This is a genomic window from Streptomyces sp. NBC_00045, assembly GCF_045041095.1.
In the GTDB taxonomy this organism is placed as follows: domain Bacteria; phylum Actinomycetota; class Actinomycetes; order Streptomycetales; family Streptomycetaceae; genus Streptomyces.
Map to the genome: position 1 here is coordinate 5019004 of NZ_CP108271.1, position 14674 is coordinate 5033677.

Below are 14674 nucleotides of genomic sequence, written 5' to 3' on the forward strand. Positions count from 1 at the left end.
CCGGGTGCCTGAGTGTGGGAGCCCCCGACCAAGCGGTTCCCACCGCAGCACCGGCCGCGTGCCTGTCAGGAGTGTTGTCCGCGCTCCTCCAGGTAGGTCGTGTGCGTCTGCTGACGGCGGGCCTCCGTTTCACGGAGGTCCGCCGTCAGGCGTTCCGCCTCCTCGGACAGCAGCGACAGCTGCCGCTCCAGATGGCGTTCCGGCGACTCCCCGCCCGGGGTGAGCCGGGTCCACCAGCGCGTCCGGTTGTACGTGTCCACGCACTCCGGCACGTCCAGCTCGATCGCCCGCGACAGTGCGTGCACCGACTCCGGGTCGGCTGCCAGGACATCGGCCACCCACCCCGGCTCCAGCAGCGCCCCGTACAGGTCCATCAGCTCCGCGAGCCGACCCTCGGCCGGAGCCGGTAGCTCCACCTCGGCCACGTACTCCCGCAGCCGGCCGAACCGCTCCCGTACGCCGCCCAGCTGCTCGGTGGGGCCCACGGGCTCGGGCGGCGCCGGTGGCTCCGGCGGGGCGATCAGCGCGCCCGCGCCGTACAGCCCGGCCACGACCAGCGGCCAGTACGTGCCGGCGACCCCGGTGACGGTCAGGCCCACCCCGACCAGTCCGCAGGCACTGCCCGCCAGGTTCTTCTTCGACTCCAGCCAGCCGAGCACCCTATTGGTAGCCACGGATCTCCTCGAAGGCGCCGTCCAGCGAACCGTTGCCGTCGGTGGCGTCGAAGAGCCGCCCGCCGGTCAGTTCTGTGATGTGGCCGAGCTCCTTGCGGTCCGAGTCCCCGAACAGCACCGCGAAGACCGGCGTGTGCTTCTGCGCGTCCGGCAGCCCGGCGTAGAAGGCGTCGAAGTCCTTGACCTTGTCGCCGCTCTGCCCGTCCGTCATCAGCACGATCGAGGTGAACGCGTCCGCGCCGCCCTTCCCGAGGTGCTCGTACGCGGCCTTCAGACTGCCGTACACCGCCGTACCCCCCTCCGGCCGCAGCGCGTTCACATCGCCCCGGATGGCGTCCAGCGCGGGCCCCGGAGCACCCGGCTCGACGACGTGCGTCAGCACTTCCTTCACCTTGTCGCCGAACGGCAGCAGCGTCACCTCCTCGCGGTCCCGGAACCGCTGCCCGGGCCCCGAACTGCCCGTCCCCGTCAACTCGGTGAGCGCCGAACGCAGCCGCCCGATGCGGTCCTCCTCCGCCATCGAGCCCGAGGTGTCCAGCACGTACACCGTGCGCGAGGGGCGGCGCAGCTCGTTCTCGTACGAGGCCAGCAGCCCGTCGGCGACCGACCGGGTGCCGGGGAACGGCAGCTCGCGCCGCTTGTCCGCGTTGAGCCCGGCGGCAGGCGCCACCCCGGCCGTCACCGGGCGGCGGAACGTCTTCTCGGTGATCGCCTTCTGGGCCTCGGCGCCGCTGAGGTAGTCGGTCAGCGCCCGTCCCGACTCGCGGGCCCCGGCAGGGGCCGAGGTCAGCAGGGTCAGCGGGTAGTGGGCGGTGACCACCCCGTCGCGCGGCCGGATCACCGTCAGGTCCGTCTTCGCGTCCCGGTTCATCGACAGCAGCACGGACTCGTAGTTGACGACGGCGTCCACGTCCCCGCGCTTGGCGTACGCGGCGGCCAGCCAGCCGGAGGAGCCCGAGGTCAGCTTCTGCCCGGCGAAGAACTCCTTCAGCTTGGGCTGCGCCGTCTTCACGTCCGCGTCGGTCAGCGCCGCCTGCGCGCCCGACAACCCCGAGGCCACCGAGATCAGCGCGGAGAAACCGGAGTTGGAGCGCACCGGGTCGGTCATCCCGTACGTCAGCTTCCCGGCGGCGACGGCCTCGTGCACCGCCGACCAGGTGACCTCCTCCGGCTTCCAGCCGAGCCGGGCCAGCGCCTGCGCCCGTATGCCGAGCGCGACCGGCGAGGACATCACCGACGTCTCGCTGCTGAGCTTGCCGGCGGCCTCGGGCCGCAGCCGCAGATAGTCGTTGGAGGACAGCCAGATCGCGTCGTACTTGCCGTCGGCCTTCCCGGAGGCGACCTGCTCGGCCGCGTCCAGGGTGCCGGACCAGGTGAGCTCGACGCTGATCCCGGTGGCGGCCTTCGCGGCCTTCAGCACCGGCTCCATGTCGGCCAGTTCGCTGGAGGCCAGGACCCGCAGTCTGCCCTCCTGGTAGGTCGCCCCCTTGGGCTTCGCGGGCCCCTCGGAGGTGCAGGCCGAGGCCCCGAACAGGGTCGCGGTGAGCGCGATGGCCGCGGCCAGCCTTCTGCGCAGGGATGCGGTACGGACGTTCACTGGAGCCCGCCTTCCAGGACACCGGAGGTGCGGGTACGGGCCAGGTGGGCCGAGGCGGACCGCAGCTCGCCGGTCAGGGACTCGACGGTGGCGGCCATGTTCTCGGTGGCCTGCGCCTTGAAGGTGTCGATCGCGTCCAGCGTCCGGTAGATCTGCGCGAAGGCCGTACGCAGCGTCTCCGCGCCCACCGCCGGGTTCGCGGCGATCCGCTGGATCTCCCCGCTCTGCGAGGACAGCATCTCCGCATTGCCCAGGATCAGGCCCTCGGTGGCCCCTTGCAGAGCGTTGACCTGCTCGATCACCGCACCCTGCCGTTCCAGGGCCGAGGCCAGCATCACGGCGATCCGCAGTGCGGAGACGGTGGTGGTGGCGGCCCGGTCGACGCCCTTGATCAGCTCGTCGTTGTTGCGGCGGACCACGTCCATCGCCAGGTAGCCCTGCGCGCACACCGCCAGCTGGGTCAGCAGGTCCTGGTGCTTCTGCCGGACCGGGAAGAGGAGGTCGGCGCGCATCACGTCGGCCGCCTGCGGGTCCGTGTGCTGCGACTCGGCGATCCGTTGCTCGACGGCCGCATCGAGGGCCTCGGTGAGGACCGCGTACTCCTGGAGCTTGCCCATGGTCTCCCACAGGCGTGCCCGCTCGGTGTGCAGGGCCGCGTTGTCGCGGCGCAGCTCGTCCTGGCCGCCGCGCAGCGCGCCCACGATCTTGTTGAGGGTGGTCTGCGAGGAGGCGTACTTGGCCACGCGGTCGCGGAACCGGTTGCCACCGGGCAGCTTCGCCAGGAGCGCCTTGACGCCCTTGGCGGGCGCGTCACGCGGGTCGAGGTCCTCCACGGTGCGGCGCAGCTCGACCAGCGAGCCCGCGACCCGGGCCTGGGCGTCGCCGCCGTCGGAGCCGAGGGACCGCACGGCGCGGTCGAGCATCCGGTTGGACTGCTGGGCGGCGCTGCGGATGTCGGCGGAGCCGAGACCGGAGATCTCGCCGACGCGGCCCGCGAACTCGGGGGAGCGGGTGTCGATCCCGGCGAGCGAGCCGATGTACTCCCCGGCCCGGCGGGCCATCTCCTCGTGCACCCCGTCCTGGAGCGGTACGAGGCCCGAGGCCTGCTCCCGCTTGACGGGGGCGACGGGTTCGGGAGCGGTGAGGACGAGCGGGCTCTCCTCGGGCGGAGTCAAAGTCATGTGGATGGTCCCCCTAGCCCTTGGCGCGCTCGGCCAGCGCCATGAGGATCTTGACGGTGGGTGCGCTGATCTGGCGGATGCCGGTCAGCTCCGGGTTGAGGTACGCGGCGTGTGCGGCGGTGGCCGCGGTGAACTCGGGCACGCCGTTCTGCGGCCGGAACCCGTGCCGGACGGCCAGCTCGCGCAGCTTCGGGTCGGTGGCGAGGAGGTTGCCGAGCTCCTTGGCGTCCTCGCTGATCGGCACGAAGGTGTGCGGGGAGTTGACGGTGGTGTCCGGGTAGAGCACGACCATGTCGCCCGGCGCCTGCTTCTGCTGGAGCAGGGCCGCCACCTGGGACTCGTACGCGAGGATCAGCGGTTCACCGCTGCCGGAGATGAAGGCCCGGAACGGATCGTCGGTGCTCGGTTCCAGGGCGCCCTGGACGGAGATCAGCTTCTGCATCAGGGGCGCGGTGCGGTCGATGCCGGCTTGGTCGGAGACCACGTTGTTGCCGTTGGCGACGTTCGAGGTGGCGGCCAGGAACAGGGCCCCGGAGTTGGACGTCGCCGGGTCGGTGGTCTTGATGAACACGGTGCCCGTCAGCTCGGCGTAGGCGCCGGAGCCGGACAGCTGCTGCCAACTGCGCTTCTCGTCGGCGGCCTTGAGGTAGGGGCCCATGAAGAGGGTCCCCCAGTTCTTGCCGGTCATCTTGGCGAGGTTGTTGTCGGCGAGCACCTTGGCGGCGTTGGAGCGGGCGATGACCACGAGCGGGGAGAAGAAGGGCTTGGTGGTCTGGGCGCCCTTGACGCCGGCCGCGGCCTCGATCTCCGGAGCGGGCTCGCTGCTGCTGGGGAAGGCGAAGTCGAAGTCCTTGAGGGCGAGTTGGTCCATCGCCCAGGAGCCGGACGTTTCGGTCTTCACGGTGTAGCCCTTGTCGGCCAGGGCTTTGACGACGTCGGGGTCGCGGAAGTATTCGGACTTCTCGGAGCCGATGACGCCTTTCACGGTCTTCGTTGCCGTGTGTGGCGGCTCGTCTCCTCCGGCGAGCAAGATGGCGGCCACGCCACCGAGGAGGAGGACCGCCAGGGCGATTCCTAGGATGCGTCTCACGGGTGCAGCGTGCTCGCGGAAACCCACATTCCGCGCGAAGTCGCATGAACGTCAGGTGTCCAGGCGGTCCCACTTCGAAATGCTGTGTGGATCGGCCGGTGCTGGCAGGCGGGGCGGCGGGCCGGGAGGATCGTCACATGGGCGTGAGCGCGTTGAAGTGGCAGGGCTGGGTGGTCGGCCTGACGGTCCTGGCCGGCCTGCTGGTGTTCGCCCCGCTGGGCCTGTACGTGTGGGCCAGCGGCGAGCCGGGCGCGGCGCCGCCGCGGCCCGCGGTGGACGACGTACGGGTCACCGGGTGCCGGGTCGACGCCGGGAGCCGGCGGGTGGTCGCGGCGGTGGAGGTGGCGGGGCGGCCCGGGGGGACCGGCGCGTACGTCGTCACGGTGGAGTTCCGTGAGGAGGCGGATGCGGAGCCGGGCGGCCGGGCGGCCCAGGCGCTGGTGAGGGTCCCGGGCGTGGTCCCGGGCGCGACGGAGCGCGGTGAGGCGGTCGGGCCGGTGTGGCCGGTCGCGACCGTGCCGTGGTGCGGCATCGCGGCCGCGGAGTTCACGCGGACCCCGTAAGCCGGGGGATGGCGCCCGGTCCGGAGCCTCCGCGGCCCCGGACCGGGGCCGGTCAGAGGCTGCCGGCCAGGTTCTGCGAGGCCAGGGCGGCGGCGTGGGCGTCCATGCGCTCGGCGGCGAGGATCGCGACGGTGGTGTCGGCGCGGGACGCGGCGACGACCAGCGCGCGGCCGGCGAGGTCATGGGCCCGCTGGTGCAGGGCGGTGAGGCCGGCGGTGTCGTTGACGTCGGCGTGCGGCGCACGGGCGGGCTCGGAGCCGCGCAGCCGCGTCACCTGCGCGGCGATGCGGGCGGCGGCGCCGTCGAGGCCGAGCTCGTCGGTGACGGCGAGCAGGGCCGCCAGGTGGCCGCCGAGCTGGGTGTCCAGCGCTTCGGCGCGGCTGCTCCGTGGGTAGCCGGCATGGTTGTCGGATGGGTGGCCGCCCATGCGGTGGACGACCGACTTGGTGCGGATCGGCTCGTACATGAGGAGGCCTCCTGCGTGGTCAGGAGGCCATCCTACATTGGATCGGTTCTAAAGTTGTGCTCGATCCGGTATCTGGGATGCGGGGGCTAGGGCTGGCCGTACCCGTCGAGGAACTTGCCGATGCGGGTCACGGCGTCCGCCAGGTCCTTGGCGTTCGGCAGCGTCACGATGCGGAAGTGGTCGGGCTCAGGCCAGTTGAAGCCCGTGCCGTGGACCACCATGATCTTCTCGGCCCGCAGTAGGTCGAGGACCATCTGGCGGTCGTCCTTGATCTTGTAGACGGCCGGGTCGAGCTTCGGGAAGAGGTACAGCGCGCCCTTGGGCTTCACGCAGGTGATGCCCGGGATCTGCGTCAGCAGGTCGTACGCCGTGTCGCGCTGCTCCAGCAGCCGCCCGCCCGGCAGCACCAGGTCGTTGATCGACTGCCGGCCGCCGAGGGCGGTCGCGACGGCGTGCTGCGAGGGCATGTTCGCGCACAGCCGCATGTTGGCCAGGATCGTCAGGCCCTCGATGTACGACGAGGCGTGCTTCTTGGGGCCGCAGACCGCCATCCACCCGGCCCGGTAGCCGGCGACGCGGTAGTTCTTGGACAGCCCGTTGAAGGTGAGCGTCAGTAGGTCGGGCGCAATGGTGGCGGTGTTGGTGTGCGTGGCGCCGTCGTACAGGATCCGGTCGTAGATCTCGTCGGAGCAGACGACCAGGTTGTGGCGGCGCGCGATGTCGGTGAGCCCGCGCAGCATCTCGTCGTCGTAGACGGCGCCGGTCGGGTTGTTCGGGTTGATGATCACGATCGCGCGGGTGCGGTCGGTGACCTTGCGCTCGATGTCGGCCAGGTCCGGCATCCAGTCGGACTGCTCGTCGCAGCGGTAGTGCACGGCCGTGCCGCCGGCCAGGGAGACGGAGGCGGTCCACAGCGGGTAGTCCGGCGCGGGGACGAGGACCTCGTCGCCGTCGTCGAGCAGCGCCTGCATCGACATCTGGATCAGTTCGGAGACGCCGTTGCCGAGGTAGATGTCCTCGACGTCCAGCTCGATGCCCTTGGTCTGGTAGTGCTGCATGACCGCGCGGCGCGCGGAGAGCAGCCCCTTCGCGTCCCCGTACCCGTGGGCGTTGCCCAGGTTGCGGAGCATGTCCTCAAGGATCTCCGGCGGGCACTCGAAGCCGAAGGCCGCGGGGTTGCCGGTGTTCAGCTTGAGGATGCGATGACCTGCTGCTTCGAGCCGCATCGCCTCTTCGAGGACGGGGCCGCGGATCTCGTAGCAGACATTGGCGAGTTTCGTTGACTGGATCACCTGCATGACGGGAGCTTACGGGCCCGGCGGCCGGTCCGCCGGGCTATTCGGAACGGGACTAGGGGGTGGGATATGTCCTGTTTCGCGCGATGAGAGGGTGTCGGTGCGGTCCACCCTTGGAAACGGCGGCCACCGCGGGTTCCGGCCTGCGGAATGGGTGAGTCCACGGGTGCGGGGGAGCAACGGTGTTGCGCTCGTCACTTCGGGGAGCCCGCGGTCGGCGCGGGGCGGGGCCGGCCGGCGGCCACGCACGACCCGGTTGTCAGTGCCTGCCCGTACGGTCGTGGGTGGGGAGAGTCGCTGGTGGGGGAAAGGGGCGGGGCATGGAGCAGCTGAGGATCATCGCGGGGGACGCGACCAGTCCGCAGGCCAAGGGGCCGAAGATCATCGCGCACGTGTGCAACGACATCGGAGGGTGGGGCAAGGGCTTCGTGGTGGCCCTCTCGAAGCGCTGGCCCGAGCCCGAGAAGGAGTTCCGGGCCTGGCACCGGCGCCGCAGCGGCAACGACTTCGGGCTGGGCGCCGTCCAGCTGGTCCGGGTGCGGGAGGACGTCTGGGTGGCCAACATGGTCGGCCAGCGCGGCATACGCACGGGCAGCGGCGGCCCCCCGATCCGCTACGACGCGGTGGAGCGCTGCCTCGCGGCCCTCGCGGGGCACGCGCTCGAACTGGGCGCCTCGGTCCACATGCCGCGCATCGGCTGTGGCCTGGCCGGCGGCACGTGGTCCCGCATCGAGCCGCTGGTCACCGGGGCTCTGTGCGCCCGGGATGTCGCGGTGACGGTCTATGACGTCGCCTGAGGGCCGGCCCGGCCGCCGCCCGTGGGGGTCGGGCGCTACGGGGTGATGATCACCAGGGGGATCTCCCGGGGGGCCGCGGCGCTGCGGTAGTCGTCGAAGAGGGGCCACAGGGCCGTCATCGCCGGCCAGTAGACGTCCCGCTCCGCCGGGCACGCCGTACGGGCCGTGGCCCGGAACACCGCCGCGCCGACCTGGAGGCGGACCTCGGGGTGGGCCGTCAGGTTCCGGTACCAGGCCGGGTGCTCCGGGGCGCCCCAGTCGGCGGCGAGCACGATGTGCCGGCCCTCGTCCGTCGAGTAGATCAGCGGGGTCCGGGCGGTGCGGCCCGTGGCCCGGTCGAACGTGGTGAGCAGGAGTGTGGGGACCCCGTGCCAGAGGTGGCCGTCGAGTCCGCCGGTCGCCACGTAGTCCTGTACGTGGTCCCGTTCGCGGCCCGGCTTCGGGTCGGTGGGGTGGTCCCAGTCGATGGTGATCGTCTGCATGGCGGTGCCTCCGAAATCAGACCCCCCACGCGGCTTAACGATCCTTCACCGATTCTGGATGCGGCCGGCCCGGGGCGCGCGCTTTGTGGCTCATGATCACCATCGGTGATCATGTGTCCATGACAAGGGAAAAGACGGGTCGCATCATCGGGGCGACCTTCGGGCTCGCCTTCATCCAGGTGAACGCGGCAGCCCTGCCGACGGCGGCCGCCATCCCGCTGCGGGTGCTCGCGCTGATCGCCTTCCTGGCCGTGTTCCGCGGGGTCCGCCGCAGCCCCGCGCCCCGGCCGGACAGGCCCGAGGGCGCCGTGGCGCGGTCGTACTTCGGCCGGCGCTACGTGTACGTGGTGGGCGCCGAAGTGCTCGTCGCCGCGGCCGGGATCCTCGTCATCAACGGCCCGCTGGACGCCCCGCACGCCGTGGTCGCCTGGGTCGCGCTCGCGGTCGGGCTGCACTTCTTCGGGCTCGCCGCCGTCTGGCGGACGGCGGCCCTGAACCGGCTGGCCGCCGCCATGTCCGCGTGCGGCGCCGCGGGCCTGGTGCTGGCCGCCCTCGGTTCCTCCCAGGCGGCCATCGCCGCCGTCGCGGGGATCCTCCCCGGGGCGCTGTTGCTCGGCTCGGTCTGGTGGAGCCTGCGCGCATCCGGCGTTCCCGCCACCGCGGGCAGTGCTTCGTAGCGGCATGCGTGTGGCCCCGGCCGGGGACCGACCCCGGCCGGGGCCGCCAGCAGCTTCCGTGCAGCGCCACCGCCCCCGTCAGGGCAGGTAGCGCTCGATGACCTGCGGACCCTCCTTCTCGATCAGCTGGCGCGCCTTTTCGAGCCGCTCCGGAGTCGGCTCCATCCCTCGCACCATCACGAGGTCCTCAGGGTCGTACGGCCGCTCCCCGCCGCTGTACAGCTTGGCCGGCCGCTTGGGCTGCTGGTCCGATTCACTGTCCATCGGTTACCTCCTCGGAATGCCCCCCGATCCCCTCATCCTCCGGCGGCGGCGCCAAGAACGCATGTCGGCCCCTCCCGCACGGTCCCGGGCCTCGAACCGGGCGCTACACCGGGGCGCTACACCGGGGCGATGGCCGCCGCGGTGGTCAGGGCGGAGATGGCCGCGCAGATGCCGAGGTTGACCGTCCGGTGTTCCCAGAACACCGCGACGAACTCGCGCAGGGTGGCGCTCGGCCAGAAGTACGTGGCGGTCGGGGAGCCCAGCACCTGCCCGTTGACCCCGGCCCTGCGGGCCGTCATCGCGGCCCGGAAGGCGTGGAAGTTGTTGGTGACGACCACGCAGCGGTAGCCGGGATCGGCCTCCGCCATGACCGTGCGGCTGAAGGCCAGGTTCTCCTTCGTCGTGCAGGAGCGGTCCTCCAGCCGTATCCGCTCCTCCGGGACGCCCCGCGCGATCAGCCAGTCGGCCATCGCCCGCGCCTCCGAGAGCTTCTCGTCCGTCCCCTGGCCGCCCGAGACCAGCAGCAGCGGCACCCGGCCGCCGCGGGCCACCTGGGCGGCGTGTATCTCCCGACCCTTCTCCAGCCGGGAGGCCAGCAGCGGGGACACCCGCTCGCCGCAGATCAGGCCGGAGCCCAGCACCACCACGTAGTCGACGTCGCCGCGGACCGTGATCCGGCCGTAGAGGAAGGCGTAGACGAGGAAGCAGAGGAAGAGGAAGGAGACGTAGCCGACGAGCATGACCAGACCCGCCACCATCGTGTCCGCGACCCGGGAGCCCCGGCCGGCCACCCCGAGGACCAGCGCGATCAGCGCGAGGATCCCCAGGCCCGCCGCCATGGACAGCAGATTGGTCGGCCTGCGGCCCTCCTTGCGGACCATCGTCAGGCCGTTGCGGATCAGGTAGCCGGCGAGGACGAGCGTGCCGACCGTCGGCACCGTGAGCACCAGCAGCACCGCCATCGCGTCGAGCGGTGACGGCAGCGCGGGTATCTGGAACAACAGGCCGATCGACCCGCACATGAGGGTGAGGCCCAGGAGGACCGCGTTCCGGAAGCGCCGGCGGTCCTCCCGCACGCTCACGCAGAAGAGGAGGAAAAACAGCGCGGCGGGGACAAAGGCGAACATGCCGCCCATCGTAGGCGGACGCCTCGGATCGCCGACGCCCCCGACCCCAACGACCTGGCGCCTCAACGGCCGTGGTGCGGTGTCCTGCGGACCGCCCGGCCGGCCAGAACGTCCGTCCTGCGCCCGTCCCGCATCACGAACCGGCCGTCGATCAGCACGTGCGGGATACCGACCGGCAGTGCGCGCGGGCTCTCGTACGTGGATCCGGCCGCGACCGTGTCCGGATCGAAGAGGACGAGGTCGGCGCGGTACCCGGTGCGCAGCAACCCCCGGTCGGACAACCGCAGTCGGGCGGCCGGACGGCCCGCCAGGTGAGCCACGCACTCCTCCAGCGAGAGCACGCCGAGCTCGCGCACGTAGTGCCCGAGGTAGTGCGGGAAGGTCCCGTACGCCCGCGGATGCGGTTTCGCTCCCTGGAGGATGCCGTCGGAGCCGCCGGTGTGCACCCGGTGTCGCATGATCGCCCGGACGTTCTCCTCGTGGCCGACGTGCTGGAGGACCGTCGGCCCGAGCCGGTCCGCCAGCAGCAGCCGCCGGGCGCTCTCCCAGTCCCGCAGGCGCGTGCCGACGTACGCCCCGTGCGCGGGGTCCGCCGTCCCCGAGATCTCGATCGTCGTCCAGTCGACGGGGACGCCGTGGCAGCCGTCCGCCCCGGTCACCTCCAGCGCGTACCGGATCCGCTCGGCCTCGGCGTCGTCTCGCAGGCGGGCGAGTACGGCGCCGGGCCCGCCCTCGTGGGCCCAGCCCGGGAGGAGCGCGGCGAGGGTCGTGCAGCCGGGGGTGTACGGGTAGGAGTCGAGGGTGATGTCGGCCCCGGCGGCGAGGGCCCCGTCCAGGAGGGCCAGGAGTTCGCCCGCCCGGCCCTCGTTCTCCGCGAAGTTCATGGTGGCGTGCGCGAGGTGCAGGGCGCAGCCCGCCTCCCGGGCCAGCCCGATCACTTCGGCGTACGCGGCGAGCGCGCCGCGCCCGTACGAGCGGTGGTGCGGGCAGTAGTAGCCGCCGTACGCGGCCACCACCCGGCACAGCTCGGTCAGTTCGGCGTCGGACGCGTACATGCCCGGGGTGTAGGTCAGCCCGGAGGACATTCCGACGGCGCCCTGCGCGAGGCCCTCGGCGACGAGCGTGCGCATCCGGTCGAGCTCGGCGGGGGTGGCGGGGCGGTCGTCCCAGCCGAGGGCGTACGCGCGGACGGTGCCCTGGGGGACGAGGTACGCGGCATTGACGGCGATGCCGGTGCGGTCGAGCCGGTCCAGGTAGCCGCGCACGTCCCGCCAGTCGAACGCGATGTCGTCGCCCGTGCCGTTCCAGCCGGTGATCGCGGCCCGGACCCCGGCGAGGGTGCGGTCGTCGGCGGGCGCGTACGAGAGCCCGTCCTGGCCCAGGACTTCGAGGGTCACGCCCTGGGCGGCCTTGGCGCTGTGGTCCGGGTCGCGCAGCAGGGCGAGGTCGCTGTGCGCGTGCATGTCGACGAAGCCCGGGGCCAGGGCGAGACCGTGCGCGTCGACGTTCCGCAGGCCACCGCAGCGGATCCGGCCGATCTCGGCGATCCGGCCCTCGTGGACGCCCACGTCGGCGGTGTACGAGGGCCCGCCCGTGCCGTCGACGACGCGGGCCCCGTGGATGACCAGGTCCACCGGCGCGGCTGCGCTAGAAGAAGGTGCGGACGTAGTCGGTGACCGTGCCGTCGGCCTCCACGACCGGGATCAGAGGCCACTTCTCGAAGATCGTGCAGGGGTGGGACATGCCGAGCGCCACCCAGTCGCCGACCTGCACGTCCTCGGCGGAGTCCGTCTCCAGCCAGGCGTGCTGGTCGGACAGTTTGACCACGCGGACGCCGCCGGCCGGGCGCTCCTCGCCGGTCAGGGCGTCGCGGACCAGCTCGGCCTCGGGCAGGCCCAGGTCGTAGGCGATGTCGCGCTTGCCGGCGTTGACGAAGGCCTGCGTGGGCGAAGGCCGGGAGACGACCTGGGTCCAGAGCCGGAAGGCGGGGCGCAGGCCGCCCTCCTCGGGGACCCGGTTGAAGGGGGTGAGGCGGGTGTACCAGCCGTGGTCGTGGGACACGTACGCGCCGGAGCGCAGCAGCCGCAGGACGGGCCGGGACAGCTCCGGGAGCTCGGCGAACACATCGGCGACGGCGTCGAACCAGGCCGAACCGCCGGCGCTGACGACGATCTCGTCGGTACGGGCGAACCGCCCGGCCTTGTCGAACTCGACGGCGAGCGCGGTGAGCCGGCGCAGGTACGCGTGGACCGAATCCGGGTCGGCGTCGGGGACCTCGGCCTCGTACCCGGCGACGCCGACCAGGCGCAGGGTGGAGGTCTCGGCCACGGCGTCGGCGACGGCCCGGCAGTCCTCGTCGGTCCGCGCGCCGGTACGGGCGCCCTCGCCGGCGCCGAGTTCGACGACGACGTCGACGACCTGGGGCTGCCCCTGCAGGGCCCGGTCCATCAGCTGGACGCCGCGCACGGAGTCGACGTAGCAGAGGAAGCGGAAGCCGGCGTCGGCGGCGAGTTCGGCGGCCACCCAGCGCAGTGCCGCCGGGTCGACGAGCTCGTTGGCCAGGAAGATCCGCTGGATGCCGAAGGCGCGGTAGACGCGGACCTGGTGGGGGACGGCGGCGGTGATGCCCCAGGCACCGTGTTCGAGCTGGCGCCGGAAGAGCTGCGGCGCCATGCAGGTCTTGCCGTGCGGGGCGAAGGCGAGGTCGTGGCGGGCGGCGTACGTGCCGAGGGCGGTGAGGTTGTGCTCCAGCGCCTCGGCGTCGAGGGTGAGCACCGGCGTGGTGAACCCGCCCGTGTAGAGGTCCCGGCGCTCGGCCGCCAGGGCGCCGACGGTGAGGCCGAGCGATGCGGCGTCCGGGGGCAGGCCCTTGAAGCGGTGGTCCACCGGTTCGGCCGCGAGGGCCTGGACGGGGTCACTGGGCATGTGCGGTGCCTCCCGAGGTATGGCGAGTGGTGTTGCAGGTCGTGCAACGGTCATTGCGTGTGGCGCTGCAAGCTGTCTAACATCCCGGGTGACGGCGGGTCAACGTCCGCCCTGCCGCGCGGCACTGCGGCAGACCGGCACGAGAGGGCGCGGCGTGAGTCAGTCGGTGGAGCGGGCGCTTCGGATCATGCCGCTGCTGGCACGGGGCCCGGCGGGCCTCGGCGAGGTCGCCGAGGAGCTCGACGTCCACAAGAGCACCGCGCTACGGCTACTGCGCACCCTGCACGAGCACGGATTCGTCTACCGCCAGCCCGACGGCCGCTACCGGTTGGGGGCCCAACTGTTCGCGCTCGCCGCGGAGGCCGTCGAGAACCTGGACGTCCGCACCATCGCCCACCCCCACCTCGTCGAGCTCAACCGGCTCACCGGCCACACCGTGCACCTCGCCCTCCACCAGGACGACGAGGTCGTGTACGTCGACAAGGTCGAGAGCCGCTACCCGGTCCGGATGTACTCCCGCATCGGCAGACCCGTCCCGCTCACCGTCGCCGCCGTCGCGAAGCTGCTGCTCGCCGACCTCCCCGAGGAGGAGCGGCGCAGCCTCGCCGAGCGGATCGACTACCCGCGCCACACACCCCGTTCCACCCCCGACGCGCAGGCTTTCCTGCGCGAGCTGGCCCTCGTACGGGAGCAGGGCTGGGCCACGGACCTGGGCGGGCACGAGGAGTCCGTCAATTGCCTGGGCGCGCCCGTGCGCGGGCCGGACGGACGGGTCGTCGCCGCCCTGTCCGTCTCCGCGCCGAGCGTGGTCGTCACCGCCGAGGGCCTGCTCGAACTGCTGCCGCTGGTCCTGCGCACCGCCGACACCATCAGCCGGGAGTACTCCGGTTCCGCACAGAAGGACGACACCCCGTGACCGACGCGACCCGCACGCCCCGCGCGACCGAGAAGACCGCCATCACGCCCGACACCCACACCACCCCGCCCGCACGGTTCTCGCACGGCGTCCGCAAGGGGAACGTCCTCCAGGTCGCCGGCCAGGTCGGTTTCCTCCCGCACGTGGACGGCCGTCCGCCCACCCCCGCCGGGCCGACCCTGCGCGAACAGACCCTCCAGACCCTGGAGAACGTCCGCTCCGTACTGGAGGCCGGGGGTGCGGGCTGGGACGACGTGATGATGATCCGGGTGTACCTGACCGACACCGGGCACTTCGCCGAGATGAACGACCTCTACGACGCGTACTTCGAGGAGCAGGGCCTGCGGGAGGCCCCGGCCGCCCGCACCACGGTCTACGTCGGCCTGCCCGCGGGCCTCCTCATCGAGATCGACGCTCTCGCCGTCCTGTCCTGAACAGCCCGTCAGAACGGCCAGTTGGCGCCCAGCCAGGCGCCCCCCGCCGTGACGAGCGCGGAGCCCAGCCAGCCGATCAGCCGGGCCGGGCGCCGTGACAGGCTCATCTCGAAGGCGCCGACACGCAGCTCGAAGTACGGGCGGCGCGCGGGTGTGGACACGGTCATGGTGGAACTCCGTCCGGTC

The 14674-nt window shown here is 72.2% G+C and carries 17 protein-coding genes; 5 read left to right on the forward strand and 12 right to left on the reverse strand.

Annotation, left to right across the window (positions count from 1 at the left end; translation table 11 throughout):
* Positions 1–65 precede the first annotated feature (65 nt).
* Genes OHA65_RS23650 through OHA65_RS23665 form a run of 4 tightly spaced genes read right to left on the reverse strand, consistent with a single transcriptional unit; the run spans position 66 to position 4542 of the window.
* On the reverse strand, positions 66–674 hold the full coding sequence (locus OHA65_RS23650; protein ID WP_327285115.1) for a hypothetical protein: 609 nt from the start codon (positions 672–674) through the stop codon (positions 66–68).
* Positions 661–2271: a VWA domain-containing protein gene (locus tag OHA65_RS23655; protein WP_327285116.1), complete on the reverse strand. Its 1611-nt coding sequence runs from the start codon at positions 2269–2271 to the stop codon at positions 661–663. The genes OHA65_RS23650 and OHA65_RS23655 overlap by 14 nt, the downstream gene beginning before the upstream one ends.
* The gene (locus OHA65_RS23660) at positions 2268–3452 is read right to left on the reverse strand and encodes a toxic anion resistance protein (protein ID WP_371644638.1); all 1185 of its coding nucleotides are present in this window, start codon (positions 3450–3452) and stop codon (positions 2268–2270) included. Before OHA65_RS23660 ends, OHA65_RS23655 begins: the two co-directional genes overlap by 4 nt.
* 13 nt (positions 3453–3465) lie before the next feature.
* Entirely contained in the window at positions 3466–4542 is a 1077-nt protein-coding gene (locus OHA65_RS23665) for a hypothetical protein (RefSeq protein ID WP_327285118.1), read from the reverse strand.
* 143 nt (positions 4543–4685) lie between these two features.
* Between OHA65_RS23665 and OHA65_RS23670 the strand changes: the two genes are divergently transcribed.
* Complete coding sequence (locus tag OHA65_RS23670) at positions 4686–5105, forward strand: hypothetical protein (RefSeq protein ID WP_327285119.1); 420 nt, start codon at positions 4686–4688, stop codon at positions 5103–5105.
* 52 nt (positions 5106–5157) lie between these two features.
* Here the strand turns inward: OHA65_RS23670 and OHA65_RS23675 are convergent, their stop codons facing one another.
* Positions 5158–5571 (reverse strand): hypothetical protein, encoded by a 414-nt coding sequence (locus OHA65_RS23675; protein WP_327285120.1) that lies wholly within the window; start codon positions 5569–5571, stop codon positions 5158–5160.
* 86 nt (positions 5572–5657) lie between these two features.
* Positions 5658–6869, reverse strand: coding sequence for a pyridoxal phosphate-dependent aminotransferase (locus OHA65_RS23680; protein WP_327285121.1), 1212 nt, complete (start codon positions 6867–6869; stop codon positions 5658–5660).
* 317 nt (positions 6870–7186) lie between these two features.
* Between OHA65_RS23680 and OHA65_RS23685 the strand changes: the two genes are divergently transcribed.
* Positions 7187–7663: a macro domain-containing protein gene (locus OHA65_RS23685; protein ID WP_327285122.1), complete on the forward strand. Its 477-nt coding sequence runs from the start codon at positions 7187–7189 to the stop codon at positions 7661–7663.
* 35 nt (positions 7664–7698) lie between these two features.
* Here the strand turns inward: OHA65_RS23685 and OHA65_RS23690 are convergent, their stop codons facing one another.
* Positions 7699–8145, reverse strand: a complete 447-nt coding sequence (locus OHA65_RS23690) for a nitroreductase family deazaflavin-dependent oxidoreductase (RefSeq protein WP_327285123.1) — start codon at positions 8143–8145, stop codon at positions 7699–7701.
* Between the two features lie 119 nt (positions 8146–8264).
* Between OHA65_RS23690 and OHA65_RS23695 the strand changes: the two genes are divergently transcribed.
* Positions 8265–8822 carry a hypothetical protein gene (locus tag OHA65_RS23695; RefSeq protein WP_371644641.1) on the forward strand — a complete coding sequence of 186 codons (558 nt, stop codon included), beginning with the start codon at positions 8265–8267 and terminating at the stop codon, positions 8820–8822.
* Positions 8823–8900: 78 nt separating this feature from the next.
* Here the strand turns inward: OHA65_RS23695 and OHA65_RS23700 are convergent, their stop codons facing one another.
* The 4 genes from OHA65_RS23700 to OHA65_RS23715 all read right to left on the reverse strand — a co-directional run bounded on the left by OHA65_RS23700 (position 8901) and on the right by OHA65_RS23715 (position 13138).
* Positions 8901–9086, reverse strand: coding sequence for a hypothetical protein (locus OHA65_RS23700; protein WP_327285125.1), 186 nt, complete (start codon positions 9084–9086; stop codon positions 8901–8903).
* A gap of 116 nt (positions 9087–9202) precedes the next feature.
* Positions 9203–10213: a YdcF family protein gene (locus tag OHA65_RS23705; RefSeq protein WP_328763481.1), complete on the reverse strand. Its 1011-nt coding sequence runs from the start codon at positions 10211–10213 to the stop codon at positions 9203–9205.
* A gap of 62 nt (positions 10214–10275) precedes the next feature.
* On the reverse strand, positions 10276–11847 hold the full coding sequence (locus tag OHA65_RS23710) for a D-aminoacylase (RefSeq protein ID WP_328763482.1): 1572 nt from the start codon (positions 11845–11847) through the stop codon (positions 10276–10278).
* 13 nt (positions 11848–11860) lie between these two features.
* Complete coding sequence (locus tag OHA65_RS23715) at positions 11861–13138, reverse strand: amino acid deaminase (protein WP_327285128.1); 1278 nt, start codon at positions 13136–13138, stop codon at positions 11861–11863.
* Between the two features lie 154 nt (positions 13139–13292).
* Between OHA65_RS23715 and OHA65_RS23720 the strand changes: the two genes are divergently transcribed.
* Both OHA65_RS23720 and OHA65_RS23725 read left to right on the forward strand, forming a co-directional pair.
* The gene (locus OHA65_RS23720; protein WP_327285129.1) at positions 13293–14054 is read left to right on the forward strand and encodes an IclR family transcriptional regulator; all 762 of its coding nucleotides are present in this window, start codon (positions 13293–13295) and stop codon (positions 14052–14054) included.
* Positions 14051–14488, forward strand: coding sequence for a RidA family protein (locus tag OHA65_RS23725; protein WP_327285130.1), 438 nt, complete (start codon positions 14051–14053; stop codon positions 14486–14488). The genes OHA65_RS23720 and OHA65_RS23725 overlap by 4 nt, the downstream gene beginning before the upstream one ends.
* An 8-nt stretch (positions 14489–14496) precedes the next feature.
* On the opposite strand, the gene OHA65_RS23730 is transcribed toward OHA65_RS23725, so the two are convergent.
* Positions 14497–14655: a hypothetical protein gene (locus tag OHA65_RS23730; RefSeq protein WP_327285131.1), complete on the reverse strand. Its 159-nt coding sequence runs from the start codon at positions 14653–14655 to the stop codon at positions 14497–14499.
* Positions 14656–14674 lie beyond the last annotated feature (19 nt).